The organism is Moritella dasanensis ArB 0140 (genome assembly GCF_000276805.1).
Taxonomy (GTDB): Bacteria; Pseudomonadota; Gammaproteobacteria; order Enterobacterales; family Moritellaceae; genus Moritella; species Moritella dasanensis.
This window is the reverse complement of sequence record NZ_AKXQ01000009.1, coordinates 168,261-187,237: the sequence shown is the minus strand read 5'-3', so window position 1 is coordinate 187,237 and position 18,977 is coordinate 168,261. Positions and strand designations below refer to the sequence as shown.

The window sequence follows — 18,977 nt, the reverse complement described above, 5'->3', positions numbered from 1 at the left end:
CGTAGCGGCTTCGTTCAACAAGAGCTTCAAGTCGGAACTAAAATTGTTGGCTATGTTCCGCTCCGCTTCACAATTATAGCCAACAATTTTTGTCCGCTTAAATGGGCGTTATGTAGTGGCTAAGTAAAACTGTACACCTAGAGTGACAGACTTTTTATCTTCACTAAGTGATACTGTATACGGTGTTATTAATATTTTATTATTAATGCGTTGTTTGTTGTAAATCGTATCGTCTCGCTTGTCATTTTAATTTATGCCAATATACTCAGTTAGATAGCGATAATACTAACTATTGATTTAAGGGAAAGCGATGGATATCTGGAATGTCATTAGTGATATTAAAGCGCAAATTAATCTTGTTTTCGGCAGTAAAGCAACATACAGCGAAGAAGTCAGAATGAGTCTGGCAGTCATACTTGTCGATTTGGCATGTATAGATAATGATTTTTGTAATGATGAACATAAATACATAAAAATCAAATTGTGCAGTTACTTTGAGATAACGCTGGATGAATCGTATATATTAATTGAAAAAGCGACAAACATTGCAGAAAACAATTTGTCTCAAGACTCTTTTGCAGAATATTTTAAACAAAATATATCAGCAGAAGAAAGAGAAGAAATGCTAAAAATCATGAATGAAATTGTTTGGGCTGACAATGAGTTTGTCTCTTGTGAAAAGAGATTGAAAACCCGTTTTGCAAAAATATTAGGTGTTCGTGAAGACTGTTCTTAGTCATAAACAATTTGTTCCCTCATTACTTATTATCACCATTCGCCTCAGCCCACAGATTATCTCGTTGTATTCGATTAAACGGCTTAGTTCGTTGCGCTTAGATCGTAGCGTCAGTTATCTAAAATTTACGCGAAATAAAAAGGAAACATCATGTTATTAAAAGGCTCGTGTCATTGTCAGTCTGTTAAATTTGAAGTTGAATCAAAACATCCTTATCCGTTTAACTTTTGTTATTGTAGTATTTGCCGAAAAACAGCAGGCGGTGGCGGGTATGTGATCAATTTAAGTGCTGATGCTGAATCTTTGACAATAGAAGGCAAAGAATATATCGGTATTTACAACGCCAAAACGGATGGGGGATTTAGCTCGATGGAGAGAAATTTCTGTCGCAATTGTGCTAGTGCATTGTGGGTTTATGACCCGAAGTGGCCAGAGTTACTACATCCATTTGCATCTGCCATTGATACTAGATTACCAGTGCCTCCTGAAAGAACACATCTTATGCTATCAAGTAAGAAGAGCTGGGTAGAAGCCGATGTTAAAGCTAATGATAAATGCTTTGCAGAATACCCAGAAGAAAGCATAGCGCAATGGCATGAAAGATTAAACTTAGTGAAGTAATTGCAATAACGGCTATCAAAGTATAATAATATCTAATCACTGCTATTTGCAGTGTTGTTTGAACATGAGGAATACAATGAATTTTCCAAACGATATCGACGGCGATGTAATGCGCAGTCTAGAAGAAAATGGTTTTGATTTTGACAGTGAAACCGAAGTTGAATTTAATATAGACTTTAAGCATTGGCCGCTTACAGATAATGAAAAAGAAGCGATACAGACACTATATCCAAATTGTGAATTGATCGAGCCTGAAGAAGCAGACATAAATAATGGGGACTTATTTGGCTATGTGCAGTTTTATGTCGTGAGAAAAATTGACCACGAATTCATAGTGAGCACTCAGAAGGCAGTAACAAGCCAAATGGAACAATATGGCGGTTGGTGTGATTCATGGGCCGTTGGTTTGGTTCACGCTCACGCATAACATATACGGTGTCGTGCAGACGGCACCTTACTCATTTTAGCTCGGTGAATAGGACATGCGCAGTATTTCTTAATCCACGAATGATTGGAACAAACGAACGAGGTTATGTTTTATGAAATATTGTATTTATCTGTTGAGTCTTTTTCCTTTTATTACCTTCGCAGCAGATGTACATATTGATATCACTGGTGTTAATGGGGGCGTTGGTCAGATTATCGTTAGTGTCTGGGACTCGGAAGATAACTATCTCAATCGCGTCTTTATGACAAAAGTGGCTTTAGTTAACGATTTAAACAACGACAAGATACGCGTAACATTGACAGAACCACTTCCTGAAAAATGCGTTATTAACGTATTCCATGATATAAATATGAACGGTGAATTGGATACAAACTGGATTGGTATTCCCAATGAACCTGTTGGTATTACTAATAATGTAAAAGGTCGGTTTGGACCACCAGAATACGCAGATGCAGAAGTCAAAATATCATGGGCAGAGCAAGTATTTGATATTCATGTGGAAGGTATTTGATTTAGGCTGTTGCAGTATGCGGTACATGAAATACCCGTCGCAGCGTTCTCAATAACCAATAATTATCACGGAGGGTAAATGGTTACCATTGAAAAATTGACAAGTTCGACAGCAGAAGATGTGCTTAACGTTACTTTAGCCGAACAGCAGACTAAGTTTGCAGGTAGCGCAAAAGAGTTCCTTGCAGATGATAGTGAGTCGATTCATCTTCACGTGATTAAATCTGAGCATGAGGTCATCGGTTTTTTCAAAATAGACGTTATGTACTCAATAGGCGATGAATTTGATGTTCAAAATGGACTCGGCTTAAGGGCGTTTGTGATTGACCAGAACCAGCAAGGAAAAGGATTGGGCACAGCATCTGTGAAAGCTTTGTTTCCCTATCTAAAACAAAACTATTCATCTTATCGCGCTATTTACCTGACGGTTAATTGTCAAAACCCTGGTGCTCGAGCTTGCTATGAAAAAGGCGGTTTTGTCGATACGGGTGAAAAATACCTTGGTGGCGCCGCTGGTCCTCAATATATAATGCAGGGTAACATCGCATAATAAAGCCACTCGGTTTTGTATCTATAGGAAATTATGGTCAACCTTCTTAGCGTAATTGAAAATACAATAAACGAAAATAACGACCTGCCATTTGCTGTGTATTCCTCATTCAAAGAGCAAAACCTGCTTAATGTCCCTATTGTTAAACCGTTATTGATGGTTGTGCTTAGCGGAAATAAAACACTCGGTAAGGATAACGAATTGGTCTGCCACGCTGGCGATTTCATTTTTTTATCCCATCGTCCAGCCATCAATATCCGCAACATACCAAAAGATAAAGCTTATTGTGCACTGTTAATCGAGTTTGATTATCAAGATTTTAATGGCCTTCAAACCAATGCGATAAATAAACAAGATTATTGTATTGGTAAAGTAACTTCCACGTTAGATAAATGTTTACAGCAATTTGTTGAAAGCGCGCAGTGGGCACCAAAACAGTTATGGTCGTTACGAAAAAGAGAAATCATAGAACTGTTGTGTCACATGGGGCATTACGATATTTTATCTATGCTCGGTAATCCTAAAATAGCGCATCGGCTGCATGACATGTTCAGCGAGAAAAATTGTTATCAATTATCCATCAAAGATATTTGTACGCAGTTGGCTATGAGTGAATCGACGTTACGTCGAAAACTAAAAGCAGAAGGCACAAGTGTGCAAGAGATTAAGGATCAAGCAAGACTTGGTCTCGGTTTGCACTTGTTACAAACCACGCGTGATTCAATTGTTCTGATTGCTGAAAAGTGTGGTTACCACTCTCAATCTCGATTTTCAGATCGTTTTAAGGGTCGGTTTGGATTAACACCCTCAGAACTGAGAAAAACTAGAATGGCGGATTAGGGCGAAAATGTGACTGTTTTTAGGCTATAGAGAGTGCAAGTAAAAGACTAATATATGGTTTCAATCAAACATACGAATAAGGATTATTATGCGCCATACACTTAAGCTTCTATCTGTTTTATCGCTCAGTGTTTCTGCATCTGTATTTGCAGGTTCTTTTACATTATCGAGCGAAGACATTGCTCAAGGGCAATATATGTCTAAAACACAGGAATTTAATGGATTTGGTTGTTCAGGCGGAGATGTATCGCCACAGCTTGCATGGGTGAACGCACCGAAAGGAACAAAAAGCTTTGCTATTACCGCTTATGATCCCGATGCACCTACTGGCAGTGGTTGGTGGCATTGGCAAATTGTAAACATACCGATGACAGTGATGGAAATACCGGCTGGCGCAGGGGGTACTAAAACTAATCGTGCACCTGTAGGTAGTACACAAATAAAAAATGATTACGGCAGCCGTGGTTTTGGTGGCGTATGCCCGCCAGAAGGTCATGGTATACATCACTATCGCTTTACGGTACACGCACTTTCTGTCGAGAGACTTGAGTTACCTGAAGATGCTTCTGGTGCGTTGGCGGGCTACATGATAAATGGAAATACCATCGAATCAAGTACCATTGAAGCCTTGTACAAACGTGATTAGCTAAATAAATTATGATTAATGAAGAGTAAGATATGACTAATGAAGAGTAAGGTATGAGTAATTGATACTTACTCTTCACTCAAAATTTAGATCGTTAATGTTTTTACAGTATGCGTGAACTGATATATATGACCAATAAATCTTTATTAAAAACAAGTTTACTTACCGGTTTAGCGTTAATTGCATTTGCAGCTAACTCGGTACTATGCCGTTTAGCCTTGGGCAGTGGTGCTATTGATGCATCAAGCTTTACGATAATTAGATTGTTGTCAGGCGCTCTTGTCCTGTCCATTATTTTAAGCATGAAAGGACGTCATAAAGGTGTGTCATCTAAAGGCAGTTGGACTGCTGGGCTTATGTTGTTCCTTTATGCTATTACATTTTCATATGCTTACCTTTCTGTTGATACTGGTACCGGTGCTCTTATTCTCTTTGGCGCAGTGCAAATTACCATGATATTGCTGTCGCTTATGTCTGGTACGCGATTGCATATTAGCGAGTGGGCTGGTGTTATCGTTGCTTTTACTGGGTTTATTTATCTAGTCCTGCCGAGTGTTACCACACCTTCAATTAACGGACTGCTGTTAATGACTGTTTCTGGGGTTGCATGGGGGGTTTATACATTAAAAGGGCGTAGTTCCAAAAATCCGTTGATGGATACGACTTATAACTTTTTAAGAACAATTCCTTTTGTGGTGTTATTAGTCGTTTTTACTCTGCATAATCTAAATTATTCATCAGAAGGGATTATGTTAGCGTTGTTATCAGGTGCTATAACATCTGGAGTCGGTTATACAATATGGTATATCGCGCTTACCAGCTTATCCTCAACACAAGCAGCTGTTATTCAATTGTCTGTTCCAGTGATTGCAGCACTGGGCGGGGTTATGTTTGTGTCTGAAACCATTACAACTCGCTTAATTATTTCAACTGCCATTGTCCTTGGTGGTATATTAATGGTGATTTTAGGTAAATATTATTTCACTCTCAATAAGTCGAAATAAAAACCGGGCAGCGGCTTCGTTCGAATCAGAGATTTAATAGTCGGCTGCTAACGGGTAATGAACGCAGGCGCACTTTTGTTGCTAAAATACACATTATAATAATATAACCAAACCTAGCGTTGCTGTTTGCTGCGTGGTGTGAACATGAGGAATACAATGAACTTTCCAAACGATATTGACGGCGATGTAATGCGCAGTCTAGAAGAAAATGGTTTTAACTTTGATAATGAAACCGAAGTTGAATTTAATATAGACTTTAAACATTGGCCTCTTACTGATAATGAAAAAGAAGCAATACAAAAGCTATATCCAAATTGTGAAATGATCGAACCAGAAGAAGACGATATAAACAATGGAGACCTGTTCGGTCATGTGCAGTTTTATGTCGTAAGCAAAATTGATCACGAATTCATTGTGACGACTCAGAAAACGGTAACAAGCCAAATGGAACAATATGGCGGCTGGTGTGATTCGTGGGCCGTTGGTTTAGGTCACGCTCACGGATAACATATAAGTAACGGTGTCGTGTAGACGGCACCTGATCCCGCAATGACTCCATGGTATCTTGTGGGTGTCGGTATTGGAGGGGGAATTTGCCGCTGGGCGGGTGTTAAGGATTTTTTAACCAAGGAGAAAGGTATGAATACTGAGTATGACAACAACAATATTTTCGCGAAAATTTTAAAAAATGAGCTTCCCTGCATAAAAGTCTACGAAGACGAATATACGTTGGCTTTTATGGATATAATGCCGCAAATGGCTGGGCATACATTGATCATTCCAAAGGAATCTGCAGTGACGATATATGATCTTACTGATGAAGCTGCTTTGGCTTGTATGCGTACAGTTAAATTAATTGCTTCAGCTATTGAAAAAGCAGTTGGGTTCGATGGTTCTACTGTATTTCAACATAACGGTGCAAAGGCAGGCCAAACAGTGCCTCACTTTCATTTTCACGTGTTGCCAGGTTCAATATTTGATGCAAGTAGTATAAAAGGGCATGCGCTTGAACTTGCCAACCCTGATGACCTAAAAATGATGGCTTCTAAAATAATTTCATGTATTGAATATGTTTAGCCCTCATCAATGGGGTTTCCAAGGTATGACTGATGACGCGATTGACGCATCCAGCTTTACGGTCATTCGCTTAACATTTCATTTATCAGATCATATTTTTAGATAATAGACATATACTTAACAGCGAGGCGTTTATTGATGTATCTCGCCAACTATCAACTATCAACTATCAACTTTCATCTATAAAATATAACAAATAGGTAAATTTATGATTCGAAATATGTCCTTTGTCGTTTTTGCCTTGGTTGCGTCTTCTTATGCCATTGCTGAACAAAGTCCGATTAAACCGGAAAGCCTGATCTCACTTCAGAGTCACTACTCGGTCAAAGAAACTGCAGATAGGTTTGAATCCATAATTAAAGGTAAAGGCTTAACCTTGTTTGCTCGGATTGATCACCAACAGAATGCCGCTGGTGTGAACTTGAAACTTAGACCTACAGAAGTCATTATTTTTGGTAATCCTAAAATAGGCACGCCGTTAATGCAGTGTGCTCAAAGTGTGGCAATCGATTTACCGCAGAAGGTGCTCATTAGTGAAGACTCACAGCACAAGGTTTGGCTTTCATACAACAATCCCGAATACATTAAAGTGCGACATCATATCCAAGGTTGCGATAAAGTCATCAGTAAGATTTCAACCGTACTCAGTAAATTAAGCACCGCCGCTGTATCCAAGTAATCAGTTTCTTAATATCAGTGCTTGCACGATTTGTTGTGACGTTAAATTATTAACTAACACGGAGTTCTATTTATGAAAATGAAAATAAAATTGTTAGTATCACTATTCGCTGTAGCGTTAGCCCCACCTGTCTTCGCCGATAAACCGGAGTGGGCCGGTAATGGGAAACCGACCTCAGAGCAAAAAGAAGCACATAAATCAGCGATGCAAGCAAAAGATGACGAACAAGAAAGTACAAAAATAAAAAAGGACAAGAAAGACAAGGAAGATCGTATAGAGAAAGTGAAGGGGAGTGAAAAGCAAAAAGAAGTCATGCAGATAAAAGATGATGAACAAAAAAGTACCAACATAAAAAAAGAAAAGAAAGATCGTGAAGATAAAGTAAAAGGCATTGAAAAACAAAAAGATAAGAAATTGAGTCAAGAACAAGCAAGTCTTGATAAAGACTCACTGAAAGGTAAAAACGCGAGCGAAACCGGGAAAAAATGGTGGAAATTCTGGGGTGAATAAACTTGGCTATAAGCAAGGTGACCATTTAAATTGGTCACCTCTCTACTCAAGCCAATGAACGTACTGCAACTGTAGTGGACTAATTGAATTTAACAGCGTGTTTACGCAAAGGAATATACTGACATGCCGCATGTGGAAATCAAATATACCGATAACCTAGATATAGATACAGACACGATTTTTAATGTAATAGAAGGTATTATTACTGAAAATGATAGCGGTGCCGGTGAATGTAAATCAAGAGCATATCCTTGTTCTCAATATAAATACCCGCATATGTTAGTTACAGTCTCTTTATTAACGAAACCGCACCGAGATGATGCATTTACGCATAAGCTAAGTGACCAAATTGAACATGCAATAAAACTAAATCTTAAGCAAAGTTTGTACTTTTCGCTCACGATTGAATATAGCCCTGCTTACTATTCTACCAATATTCATCTTGTTGAAGGTGACAAACTTCCGCGTATGACAGATTAATGATGTCTTCACTTAGAGTGTTATGAAAATGAGTCGTTCAGAAACAAGTAAAATAAATAATGCAGCAACAAGCTGTCTTTGTGGCGCGGTTAAAATCACTGCAGAGGAAATTAATCCTAAATTCACTGTCTGTCATTGTCAGTCTTGTCGCACTTGGGGTGGCGCACCGTTCTTTGCTGTCCAGTGCGGGACTAAAGTGCATATTGAAGGTTCTGATAACGTCAAAATGTATCAATCGTCAGCTTGGGCGTCTCGTGGCTTCTGCGTTGAATGTGGGACGCACTTGTTTTATAAACTGAAAGCAAGCGGCGAATATAATATGCCCGTCGGTCTGTTTCCAAACTTAAAAGGTCTGGAAATGGATATGCAGTATTTTAGTGATATGCGCCCGAGTTATTACTGCTTTGCAAATCAAACAAAAGAAATGACCACGGCTGAGATCATGGCTTATTTTGACACTCAAATGTGATCGTAGAGCACAAATGCTATTGAAGAGTGATAAGTACAGTCAGTGAGCGTGATTTAAGGCAAGGTAATGAATAATTTGGTTTTAATGTACCTTTTAATCATGGTGATGATAATCTCGTTTGTCTTTTCCGTTTGGCATTACACTGGACAGAATAAGCCTAAATGGGTTAGCGCTTTGATCGTATTTGCTGTCAGTTTAGCCGGTTTTATTGCGCTCGACGGTTCGACGTTACCCATCTCAATCAGATAGCGTACTTATTATGCTGCATGGTTCAGGTTGGCATAGCCAGTATTTCATACCTTGTCATATAAACCTTAAATAGACTGTATATTAACGGTTTATTTATAGCTCTCAGACATCCCATCTCGTCGCGATAATTCACTGAAGTATTACACTATTTATAAACTGAAGGCGAATCTTGATTCGGGCGAGTCTTAAATCGTCTGTGTAGCCACATATATTGAGTCCTATCTTTATTAATTATGTGTTCGATAATGTCATTGCCTCGCTTGGCATCTGCAATTTCATCTTTGCTCGGAAAGTTATCTAGTGGCGGCAATATTTCAATAGTATAACCTTTATCATCGGCATTACGAATGACACTAAATGGTAACACTTTTGCCTTTCCAAGGCGTGCGAGGGTACTTGCTCCTGTGATTGTTGCAGCATCGGGCATAGCAAAGAAAGGGATAAAGGTTGCGCTTGAACGTCCGAAGTCTTGATCTGCTGTATACCAAATAACATCAGTATTTCGAAGGCAACGAACCATTTGACGAAGGTCACGTTTAGGTACAAGTGCTTTATTCGATCTAAGACGACCTTTTACCTGTAAGTACTCCATTGCCGGATTATTATGCGGACGATAAACACCGACACCAGGATGGATTTGACCAAATATTCTGGCACCCATTTCAAGAGGTAAGCAGTGTACGGCGAATAAGATCACTCCATGACCCTCGCTGAGCGTATGTTCTATATGTTCTTGACCTTTAATCGTCATATGCTGCTGAACTTTTTCGTCAGACCACCACCAAGCGTTAATTATATCGAAGATCGCTTTACCAATCTCATCAACATTACGTTCAAGAAGTTGTGCTAGTTCTGCCTTTGGCATATCCGGAAAACAGAGCTCCAAATTGCGCTTTGCGATATCTATACGACGGCTAATAAGTTTTTTAGCTAAACGACTAATGATAATCCCTACCTTCATTTGCTTATCTAAAGGAAGTAATTGGGTTAGGCGCGCCAACCCGGCCCCAAACCAGAGTAACCAAAATTTTGGATGAAACAGGTGACTTGAAAATGTAGCTTTTTTTATCACAACAACCTCTAAAAACGATGCGTCAGAATAATTACAACGCGTAGATAACACTAAGGGTATTTTCGATCAGAATGAATACACAATAAGGATTTCAGTTGGTGAGGACAATACGTGAAATTACTAGTTTTATTTTAAACTATAGATGAAATACTGAGGATATAAGGGATGGATATTGAATTGTATAAGTATACTCGTATATTCACTAGTATATTTCATGCCCATTAATGGGTATAATCTTATCAAAACATAATGTAAAACATTGTTATAATAATAAAAGGCGAAGAGTTATGAGTTTGTATTACTCTGTAATGTTAGCGGTGTTGATGTTGTTAACACCATGCTTGTTTTTTATACACTCTATAATTAATTATAATCGTAGTTTTCGGTCAGCTAAGTGATGTTACCTTGCTAGTTCCACATACAGCAGTTTCAGGCGCAGACTTATAAACCAGCAAGCATGACCACTAGCCAAACCTTACTTCATCACCTATCTTAGTATTAGTCATCTCTGATAACGGTAATGTAATTAAGGAGATAATCCATGCCTGTTTTAGATGCATTCTTCACTAAACTCTGGCAGCAATATTGTGTCATTAGCCCGCAAGCTGTCGATATACATCAGCTGTTTGAAAGTCGCGGTGAAACGTTAGTGAATGATCATGTTGCTTTTCGCACCTTCGCCGACTCTCATATTGGTATCGATATATTAGAAGATGAGGTATTAGCCCTCGGTTATCGACACCTTGATTCTTATCAGTTTGATGTGAAGAAGTTGGATGCACGTTGTTATGTGCATGACAAGTCACCGACTAAGATCTTCATCAGCGAACTGCGTTGGTCGTCTTTATCCGCACCCTCTCAGGTCATTATCCAAGACATTATCGAGCAGACAAAAGCGACATTGAAATCGCCTTTGTTGGAACAGTCGAGTCGGGGACTTAGCCCATTATTAAGTGCGGGTCGCTTATGGCAATTGCCAAGCTATGCAGATTATCAAACCTTAGCTGCAGAGTCCGAATACGCAGCTTGGCTATCGGTCTGGGGGCTACGAGCGAACCATTTCACCCTATTTGTAAATCACTTACAAAACACCCCCGAGTTATCACAAGTTGTGGCGTTATTACAACAACAAGGTTATCAACTGAATGACGCTGGGGGCATTATTAAAGGCACGCCATCAGATTTATTAATTCAAGCAGCAACCATGGCAGATACTTGTGTTGTAGATTTCAAAGATGCTGGTGAACAAATGATAAGCAGTTGTTATTATGAGTTTGCACAACGCTTTAACCAAGAAGATGGGACGTTATATCAAGGGTTTGTGCCGATGAGTGCGGATAAAATATTTGAATCGACCAACATGAAATCCATACTTGGCAGTGCGACCTCCGACGACGAAAGTTAGGCGTTAACAGCCTAGGGAGTTATGAATGGCGAAACGAATTGTTGTTTTAGGGCTTGGCCGTATTGGCGGTGCAATTGCTCAAATTCTCAATAGTCACGATGGTTATGATGTCACTGGCGCTGATATCAATCCTAATGCCGTTGCGCATTTTAGTGACCAATTCACAACCAAACTATTATCACACTCGTCACCTGACACGCGAGATTATAATGCGTTACTCGCAGGGCAGGACGCGGTCATATCAGCATTAACATTCAACGATAACCCCTATGTAGCACAGGCCGCGTTAGCGAATGGTTGTAGCTACTTTGATTTAACCGAAGATGTCCGTTGCACCCAAGCCATTAAAGAAATCGCCATTGCCGCAGCGCCTGGTCAGGTATTTATGCCGCAGTGCGGTTTAGCGCCGGGTTTTATCGGTATTTTGGGTTATAGTTTTCGGCATAATTTCGACCGCCTTGATAGTCTTAAGTTACGTGTAGGGGCATTACCTGAATACCCGTCCAATCAAATGATGTACAACCTGACGTGGTCCACCGAAGGGCTAATCAATGAATATGCAAACCCCTGTGAATCAATCAAAAATCATATCCCCACATTAACCGAACCACTTGAAGGCCGTGAAGTATTCTCAATTTCGGGTGTTGAGTATGAAGCGTTCAATACCTCCGGTGGTCTGGCGAATCTTTGTTATAGCTTGGACGGGCAACTGCGAGAATTGACTTACAAAACCATCCGTTACCCAGGTCATTGCAAGTTAATGAAATTCTTGTTTCATGACTTGCGCTTAGGCGAAGAGGGCAAACGTCGAGATATGTTGATGGAGATATTTGAAAGTTCAGTCGCCACCACAATGCAAGATCTGGTATTGATCTCTGTGGTGGCTACGGGTTATGTCGATGATAGATTAAGGCAATGTAGCCGTACTTTCTTACTTCGCCATACCGCGGAGCAAAGTGCGATCCAGATATCGACAGCCAGTGCTGCCGTTGCCACGATTGATTTAATATTGAATAGTAGCGAACAACGACAAGGGTTTGTTGAACAAGAAACGTTAGACATCGAAGACTTCTTAGCAAACGACTTTGCTAAAGTTTATCGTGATGCTGAATTAAGCATCTAGTTTCGGCTTTTAGTTTAAATCATGAGGATAATCACATGCATGAAGCAATTTTGAAAACCGTACTTGGCGATTTTTATGCGCAAGATAAACACTATGGCAGTGCGTATCTTGGTGACAAGCGCTTTGACAGCGAGACGAAAGTGGATGTGATTAGCCCTAACGATGGTCAACATTTTGTGTCCATCAGTCATGCTCAATCCGATGTTATTAAACAGGTTATAGCCAGTGCTAAAACTGAGTTTTATCACTGGCGTAGTGTGCCCGCGCCGCAACGTGGTGAGTTAGTAAGGCTGTTTGCAGAAAAAGCGCGTGCAGCGAAACATCAATTAGCCACCATTATTAGCCTCGAAGCGGGTAAGCCCTTTCAAGAAAGCTTAGGCGAAGTACAAGAGTTGATTGACGTATGTGATTTTGCTGTGGGTTTATCTCGACAACTGTATGGACTCACCATCGCGACAGAAAGGCCCAATCACAGAATGATGGAACAATGGCATCCCCTTGGTCCTGTTGTCATTATTACCGCGTTTAATTTTCCCATGGCTGTGTGGGGGTGGAATGCCGCGATTAGCTTAATTTGTGGTAACAGCATTATTTGGAAACCATCAAGCCAAACACCACTGAGTGGATTAGCCTGTCATCAATTATTAGTGTCGGCCATTAAGCAGTTTGGTGCGAATCCTACTCTGAGTAGTATCGTGTACGGTGAAAAATCGCAAGTCGAGCAATTAGTCGACCATAAAGACATTGCATTGGTCTCTGCGACAGGCTCATGTGTAATGGGACGCGCGGTTAATTGCCGTGTCGCCGCGCGAATGGGACGTACACTATTAGAGTTAGGCGGTAACAATGCCATGATTGTTTGCCCGAGTGCGGATCTTGAATTAGCCATACGTGCGATCACTTTTTCAGCCTTAGGCACTAGCGGTCAACGCTGCACCACGTTGCGTCGATTAATTGTGCATCGCAGCCTGAAACATCAAGTCCTCACCAAGTTAGAAGCGATTTATAAGACCGTGAGTATTGGCGACCCCTTTGATGGCAATAACTTAATGGGGCCACTGGTCAATCAGCAAGCCATTGATACCATGAAAACGAGTATTGCTACGGCTATATCTCAGGGTGGTGTATTGATTACGGGTGGTGAGCAAGTATCGAATTTAAGTAATAAAGGGAAAGACGACCACGGTTTTTATATCACCCCTGCTATCGTTGATATTGACCCTAAGGCGTCGATTGTCCAGCAGGAGACGTTTGCACCGTTATTGTATGTACACAGCTATGACACGCTTGAACAGGCGATCGCCATACAGAATGACGTCAGTCAGGGGTTGTCCTCCGCGATATTTACTAAAGACATGACTGAAGCCGAAATTTTCGTCAGTGCAAAAGGTTCTGACTGTGGCCTCGTCAATGTCAATATTGGTACCTCGGGCGCAGAGATTGGTGGTGCGTTTGGCGGTGAAAAAGACACGGGTGGCGGCCGCGAAAGTGGCTCCGATGCATGGAAAGCGTATATGCGTCGTATGACGAATACGATTAATTACGGCAACGAGTTACCTTTAGCACAAGGCATTAGTTTTGATATGCCGAAAGGTGATTAAGCCGTTAATTTCATAATGCGCAATTTTGTTCAATACTGGGTATCAGGCAAACTGTATATTGTAAACCTCAATCAATGTAGAGGTGTTTATGATTACAGTTATCTTGTCTATGGCTATTTTTGCTTTGGTGGGGGCTATCTCTCCGGGCCCTGTTAATATTATTGCGACCAGTTCTGGCGCTTGTTTTGGATTTCGCCGTACCGTACCGCATGTTTTCGGTGCCACCGTCGCGTACGCTTTCATCATATTGTTGCTTGGTTTTGGTTTAAACCAAACGCTAGCGCAATTTCCACAAATTACCGATATTTTAAAATACCTGTGTGGACTGTATTTGTTGTTTATGTCATTCAAAATTGCCACCGTAGTACCTTTAAATGTAACCGAAGGAACAGAAACGTTAAAAGGGATGGGCGATCTTAAACATGATTCTAAAATAGAACAACCGCCAGCGTTTATCGACGGGGTATTATCACAAGGCTTAAACCCGAAAGCATGGTTAGTATCTATGTCAGGCGTAAGTATCTTTGTGTCTGTGCATGCACAATCCACATTCTATTTACTTGTGTTCACCGGGATATCATTTATTGTATGTTTTATCGGTATCGCAACTTGGGCTGCAATGGGTCATGTCATCCGAGACCGATTATCAACGCCGTCACAACAAATAAATTTTAACAGGATGATGGGGCTTTTACTCAGCGGTACTGTTGTGTCGATGTTTGTGGGTCTGTAGTAGTGATGTTAGCGAAGCCAATAGACTTGAGATAAATAGACTTGAAATAATAAGCTTGAAAAAATAGGCTTGATAATAGACAAGGATGAATGTCATGAAGCAGGACAAAGCCGTATTCTTCAAACAAAGTAAAGTGTTGCCATTTGTCGAAATGCGCCAAGCATCACGTTCGAATGCTTGTTATCAAGGACATACTCACGATGAGTTTTCATTTGGTGTGATTGATACTGGCATTGCTGATTACAACAACTTAAAGCAACATAATAGTATTGGTCAGGGCGATACAGTGACCATTAATCCAGGTGATATCCATTCATGTAATCCAGCTGAAGGTGATTGGTCTTATCGCATGTTATTTGTTGATACTGGTTGGGTTGGTGAGCTGCAAGCTGAGATCAGTGGCATAGACAGTATTGATTATTCCCCCTTTACCAATCGTTATCTACGTAGCCAACAAGCGTATGGCAATTTTGACTCGTTATTCACCAATTTATTACTCGAATCTAATCCGTTATCGGCAGAAACATTACTGATAGAATATATGCAGCGGCATTGGTTAACGAAAAATAGAGAGAAATCCGCCCCGACACATGTCCACAGAGTAAAAGAAATGATTGCTGACCAGCTTGATATCAATCATTCACTCACCGACCTTGCTCACGAATCAGGGCTAAGTCGCTTTCATTTAATTCGTACGTTTAAACAATTTTATGGTTTGTCACCGCATGCATTCCAATTAGACGAGCGAATTAAGTGTGCGAAGACATTACTTAAATCTGGGCACTCTATTATTGATACTTCCAATGCATTAGGGTTTGCAGACCAAAGCCATTTACAACGAAACTTCAAGAAACGCTTAGCCGTTACGCCAAAACAATATCAGTCATTTTTTGTTTAATGCTTTTTCAGGTTGTCATTTATTGCACAAATGAGAATTATTCTTATAATAGATTTTATAAACTCTATTTTTCCCTCGGTTATTGACCAAAGGTATTGTGCGTACGATGCAAAAAGAAAACCAAAAACAAGTGAACCGTTTTACCCGCATCGAAAAGTTGTTGGATTTTATCAATGAAAACATAGACCAACCGTTATCAGTTGAAATTTTAGCGGATAAAAGCTGTTGGTCACGCTGGCAGTTACAGCGCGTATTCCACCTTGAAACTGGATTGAACCTCGCACAATATGTTCGAGAATTGAAACTGAGTTTAGCTGCGGAACGTTTATTAGGCAGTAAACATCGGGTTGTTGATATCGCGTTAGCGCTCGGGTTTAGTTCTGAAGTGAGCTTTAGTCGTACATTTAAAAATATGTTTTCACATTCACCTATAGCGTATAGGCGTCGTGGTCAACGGCTTGGATTACGCACACCCATCAAGCTCTGTTCTCGCGTGTTAGATAGTTTTGATTTGGCGGCCAGATTATTACAAATCCGTATTGAAACACGTCCGGAATTTACGCTTCACTGTACCTCTGGTGTTATTTCAGGGCTGTTTTCATTAACGCCTAATTACCAACAACAAGTCCCGCTTATTTGGTCTGAGTTTGTCGATAACTTGCCTAAAGCTGAAATGCTGTCCTTATTGGATGGAAGTTCATCAAAGGCGGATAATATAGAGCTGATTGGTGTTGTCGGTGTCATTCAAGCAAAAGATGATATTGATGCGATCCCTTATTGGGCCGGTTGTACCGCGGATTCTTTATGTGGTTCTACATCATTAGATACGATTACTGTACCTGCACAAGAGTACGCAGTCATACCTTTCACTGGTCCAATTAAACAATTAGAACAAGTACTTGCTTGGTTGTTTTCACACTGGCTACCGGATTCAGATTATGACAGTATTGATGGCTATGAATTGGAGATCTATCCGGCTAATTATGATCCTGAAGACGCTACTTCTTATATGGAATATTGGCTACCAATCGAACCTCGACGTTAAAATAATTTGAACTTTTCAATTCTTGCACCAAATCGTTAATCTTTTTTCTAAATCTCTCTATACAATGCAAACGATAATTATTATCATTTGCATGAATTGAGATTTGGAGTCCGAATGTTATACCAACCTACTCGTATACTATCCCCTGTGGCGTTTGCCATTATCTGTGCTTTATCTAGTTCGGCATTTGCTGAGCAGTCTATTAGCGATAGTGCTAATTCTAGTACTAGTAATAATACTGAAGAAAAAATGACTGTTTTTGGGAAAGCATATAGAAATACCGCGACCAAGACGGCATTAGCGCCGATGGATACACCGCAAGCGATTACTGACGTAGACAGAGAAACGCTTGATTTACGAGGCGTGAAGTCTGTTGCTGAAGCATTGCGATATGTACCCGCTGTTAATACAGAGTTAAGAGGTGGTGCTGTTTCTCGATTGGATTTATTTAATATTCGGGGCTTCATTAATTATCAGAACTTTTATGACGGCTTACCGTTGATGTTTAACGGTTGGAATTTACAACCGCAAATTGATTCTATTGCACTTGAGCAAGTTGAAGTCTTTAAGGGACCGACCTCGGTCTTATATGGCAATATTCCCCCTGGTGGCATGGTTAACCTTATTGCCAAATCACCACAACAAGAACAGCGTACCGATGTGACGGTGACTGGTGGTAGTTCTAACCACAAAGAGCTTTCTGTTGATTCTACAGGTCAGATTGCAGATTCAAATTTATCTTATCGGGTAGTTGCTTTAGCACGAAAGAAAGAGGGACAAGCTGATACTTCTGAAGAAGAGCGTTATGTATTTTCACCTTCAGTGGATTGGCAGGTATCTGATAAAACGTTAGTTAATTTCAATGTTTATTATCAAAATGATCCATCGGCTGGTATTTACACGTCAGTACCTGGGGCGGGTAGTGTATTAGCAAATCCGAATGGCAAGCTTGATTCAAGCACTTTCACTGGTGATGAAAATTGGAATACCTATGAGCGTGAAGTATTGATGCTCGGTTATAAAATTAACCATGAGTTTAATAATAACTGGGCTTTCTTGATGAATGCGCGTTTTATGGATGCCGATGCTTACCAAGAAAATACCTATAACACGGCGTTGCAGAGCGATATGCGCACTGTTGGTCGTAATGCCTACCTTACCGATGAAACATCAACAAGCTTTGTTATCGATAATCAAGTTTCTGGGCGTTTCAATACAGGCGTTCTCGAGCATAACGTATTATTAGGCTTTGACTATCAACAACTTGATTCGCGTATTATTTATAAGGATGCGAGTGCGCCCTCGGTTGATGTGTTTAATCCTAATCATCAACAAATTGACGGTAGTTCGCTTAATTTCACTTACACCACTGATTTTGATCTAGAAAGTAATCAAGTCGGGCTTTATGTACAAGACCAGTTGGTATTAGGTAATTTAGTTGTGATTGCTGGTGGCCGTTATGATGAATATGAGCAGACATCAAAAGACCATGCTTCAGGTGCTGATACTGCCGCAGCCATTAAACAAGATAATTTTGCGTTCCGTTTAGGCGGTTTGTATAACTTTGATAATGGTTTAGCACCTTATGTTAGCTACGCGCAAAGTTTCGAACCTGTCGTGGGTGCTGATCGCCATGGTAATGCTTTTGTGCCGTCAACGGGCGAGCAGTGGGAGGCAGGTCTGAAATATGAATCTGCAGACATGAGCAAACGTTTTGTGGTGTCATTGTTCAATATCACCAAGCAGAACGACTTGACGCGTGATCCAAGTGGTTCACCGTACGATCAAGTTCAAACGGGAGAAACGCAATCTAAAGGTGTCGAAATTGAAGCTAATATCATGCTGACAGACAATATTGACCTTGCGACGACTTATACCTACATGGACATGGAAGTGACTAAAGATAGTACTGGATTAGAGGGTAAAACCCCGATTTGGGTGCCTGAGCACGCTGCTAATGCATGGTTAAATTATTATCTTTATAACGGAGTTGCTGCAGGTACGACTATCGGTACGGGCATCCGTTATGTGGGCGAAACACAGATTGATGCACTTAACACCGATCAAGTACCTGATTACACCTTAGTAGATATGTCTATTTCTTATGATCTGTCTTACTTAAGCGATAGCTTGGATGGTTCAAGTGTGTCTGTTGTAGCGAGTAACTTGTTTGGTACGGAGTATTACTCTTGTTATGACTCAAACAATTGCTGGTTCGGTGCTGAACGTAATATTACCGCCAATGTTAAATTTAGTTTTTAACCCGTAACTTCACTTTTAA

General features: G+C 40.3%; 22 protein-coding genes. 21 read left to right on the top strand and 1 reads right to left on the bottom strand.

Going from position 1 to position 18,977, the window contains the following annotated elements:
* Nucleotides 1-310 precede the first annotated feature (310 nt).
* The 14 genes from A923_RS0109775 (at nt 311) to A923_RS0109710 (ending at nt 8,570) form a co-directional block, all read left to right on the top strand.
* Nucleotides 311-736, top strand: coding sequence for a tellurite resistance TerB family protein (locus tag A923_RS0109775; RefSeq protein ID WP_017221494.1), 426 nt, complete (start codon nt 311-313; stop codon nt 734-736).
* Between the two features lie 150 nt (nt 737-886).
* The gene (locus A923_RS0109770) at nt 887-1,357 is read left to right on the top strand and encodes a GFA family protein (RefSeq protein ID WP_017221493.1); all 471 of its coding nucleotides are present in this window, start codon (nt 887-889) and stop codon (nt 1,355-1,357) included.
* A gap of 76 nt (nt 1,358-1,433) precedes the next feature.
* Nucleotides 1,434-1,784: a ribonuclease E inhibitor RraB gene (locus A923_RS0109765; protein ID WP_017221492.1), complete on the top strand. Its 351-nt coding sequence runs from the start codon at nt 1,434-1,436 to the stop codon at nt 1,782-1,784.
* A 133-nt stretch (nt 1,785-1,917) separates the two neighbouring features.
* Nucleotides 1,918-2,316, top strand: a complete 399-nt coding sequence (locus A923_RS0109760; RefSeq protein ID WP_157532813.1) for a DUF2141 domain-containing protein — start codon at nt 1,918-1,920, stop codon at nt 2,314-2,316.
* Between the two features lie 78 nt (nt 2,317-2,394).
* On the top strand, nt 2,395-2,865 hold the full coding sequence (locus tag A923_RS0109755) for a GNAT family N-acetyltransferase (protein ID WP_017221490.1): 471 nt from the start codon (nt 2,395-2,397) through the stop codon (nt 2,863-2,865).
* A 33-nt stretch (nt 2,866-2,898) separates the two neighbouring features.
* A complete protein-coding gene (locus A923_RS0109750) occupies nt 2,899-3,705 on the top strand; it encodes a helix-turn-helix transcriptional regulator (RefSeq protein WP_017221489.1) in 807 nt (268 codons plus the stop codon).
* A gap of 88 nt (nt 3,706-3,793) precedes the next feature.
* The gene (locus A923_RS0109745; RefSeq protein ID WP_017221488.1) at nt 3,794-4,351 is read left to right on the top strand and encodes a YbhB/YbcL family Raf kinase inhibitor-like protein; all 558 of its coding nucleotides are present in this window, start codon (nt 3,794-3,796) and stop codon (nt 4,349-4,351) included.
* A 128-nt stretch (nt 4,352-4,479) separates the two neighbouring features.
* Nucleotides 4,480-5,355 carry a DMT family transporter gene (locus A923_RS0109740; RefSeq protein WP_026006178.1) on the top strand — a complete coding sequence of 292 codons (876 nt, stop codon included), beginning with the start codon at nt 4,480-4,482 and terminating at the stop codon, nt 5,353-5,355.
* Between the two features lie 156 nt (nt 5,356-5,511).
* Nucleotides 5,512-5,862 carry a ribonuclease E inhibitor RraB gene (locus A923_RS0109735; RefSeq protein ID WP_017221486.1) on the top strand — a complete coding sequence of 117 codons (351 nt, stop codon included), beginning with the start codon at nt 5,512-5,514 and terminating at the stop codon, nt 5,860-5,862.
* 60 nt (nt 5,863-5,922) lie between these two features.
* Nucleotides 5,923-6,432, top strand: a complete 510-nt coding sequence (locus A923_RS0109730; protein WP_237716197.1) for an HIT family protein — start codon at nt 5,923-5,925, stop codon at nt 6,430-6,432.
* 208 nt (nt 6,433-6,640) lie between these two features.
* A complete protein-coding gene (locus tag A923_RS0109725; protein WP_017221484.1) occupies nt 6,641-7,111 on the top strand; it encodes a DUF302 domain-containing protein in 471 nt (156 codons plus the stop codon).
* 72 nt (nt 7,112-7,183) lie between these two features.
* Nucleotides 7,184-7,621, top strand: coding sequence for a hypothetical protein (locus tag A923_RS22200; protein WP_017221483.1), 438 nt, complete (start codon nt 7,184-7,186; stop codon nt 7,619-7,621).
* A gap of 123 nt (nt 7,622-7,744) precedes the next feature.
* Complete coding sequence (locus tag A923_RS0109715; RefSeq protein ID WP_017221482.1) at nt 7,745-8,101, top strand: tautomerase family protein; 357 nt, start codon at nt 7,745-7,747, stop codon at nt 8,099-8,101.
* Between the two features lie 22 nt (nt 8,102-8,123).
* Nucleotides 8,124-8,570: a GFA family protein gene (locus A923_RS0109710; protein WP_017221481.1), complete on the top strand. Its 447-nt coding sequence runs from the start codon at nt 8,124-8,126 to the stop codon at nt 8,568-8,570.
* 394 nt (nt 8,571-8,964) lie between these two features.
* Here A923_RS0109710 and lpxL read toward each other — a convergent pair whose 3' ends face one another.
* Nucleotides 8,965-9,891 carry an LpxL/LpxP family Kdo(2)-lipid IV(A) lauroyl/palmitoleoyl acyltransferase gene (gene lpxL, locus A923_RS0109700; RefSeq protein WP_083849970.1) on the bottom strand — a complete coding sequence of 309 codons (927 nt, stop codon included), beginning with the start codon at nt 9,889-9,891 and terminating at the stop codon, nt 8,965-8,967.
* 541 nt (nt 9,892-10,432) lie between these two features.
* Between lpxL and A923_RS0109695 the strand changes: the two genes are divergently transcribed.
* From A923_RS0109695 to A923_RS0109665, 7 genes are all read left to right on the top strand, one after another.
* Nucleotides 10,433-11,296: a DUF1338 domain-containing protein gene (locus A923_RS0109695; protein ID WP_017221478.1), complete on the top strand. Its 864-nt coding sequence runs from the start codon at nt 10,433-10,435 to the stop codon at nt 11,294-11,296.
* 25 nt (nt 11,297-11,321) lie between these two features.
* The gene (locus A923_RS0109690; RefSeq protein WP_017221477.1) at nt 11,322-12,419 is read left to right on the top strand and encodes a saccharopine dehydrogenase family protein; all 1,098 of its coding nucleotides are present in this window, start codon (nt 11,322-11,324) and stop codon (nt 12,417-12,419) included.
* A gap of 35 nt (nt 12,420-12,454) precedes the next feature.
* Nucleotides 12,455-14,020, top strand: coding sequence for an L-piperidine-6-carboxylate dehydrogenase (amaB, locus tag A923_RS0109685; RefSeq protein ID WP_017221476.1), 1,566 nt, complete (start codon nt 12,455-12,457; stop codon nt 14,018-14,020).
* 88 nt (nt 14,021-14,108) lie between these two features.
* Entirely contained in the window at nt 14,109-14,753 is a 645-nt protein-coding gene (locus tag A923_RS0109680) for a LysE family translocator (protein ID WP_017221475.1), read from the top strand.
* Between the two features lie 94 nt (nt 14,754-14,847).
* Nucleotides 14,848-15,651, top strand: coding sequence for an AraC family transcriptional regulator (locus tag A923_RS0109675; protein WP_017221474.1), 804 nt, complete (start codon nt 14,848-14,850; stop codon nt 15,649-15,651).
* Between the two features lie 106 nt (nt 15,652-15,757).
* Entirely contained in the window at nt 15,758-16,696 is a 939-nt protein-coding gene (locus A923_RS0109670) for a helix-turn-helix domain-containing protein (RefSeq protein WP_017221473.1), read from the top strand.
* Nucleotides 16,697-16,810: 114 nt separating this feature from the next.
* A complete protein-coding gene (locus A923_RS0109665) occupies nt 16,811-18,958 on the top strand; it encodes a TonB-dependent siderophore receptor (protein ID WP_017221472.1) in 2,148 nt (715 codons plus the stop codon).
* The last annotated feature ends 19 nt before the right edge of the window (nt 18,959-18,977 follow it).